This is a genomic window from Streptomyces sp. AC555_RSS877, assembly GCF_019049245.1.
Classification (GTDB): domain Bacteria; phylum Actinomycetota; class Actinomycetes; order Streptomycetales; family Streptomycetaceae; genus Streptomyces.
The window spans coordinates 1-254 of the sequence record NZ_JAGMUK010000208.1; the positions used below are offsets into that span (position 1 = coordinate 1).

A 254-nucleotide genomic window follows, 5' to 3' on the forward strand; every position below is an offset into this window, starting at 1 on the left:
CGGCACCGCCGACCGCCTCGCCGGCTTCGGCGGCGTCGCCCCGGTGCCCCGCGATTCCGGGAAGCTGAGCGGGAACCTGCGCCGCCCGCAGCGGTACATCCGCCGCCTCCAACGCGTCTTCTACACCTCGGCGTTGTTCAGCATCCGCCACTGCGAGGAATCCCGGCGCTTCTACGATCGCAAACGTGCCGAGGGCAAGCGCCATACCCAGGCCGTCCTGGCTCTCGCTCGCCGCCGCGTCAACGTCCTCTGGG

At 71.3% G+C, this 254-nt stretch carries 1 protein-coding gene; it reads left to right on the top strand.

Annotated elements, in window-relative coordinates; all coding sequences use genetic code 11:
* The coding region (locus KUM49_RS50975) for a transposase (RefSeq protein WP_217242279.1) at positions 1-254 on the top strand (254 nt) is incomplete at both ends.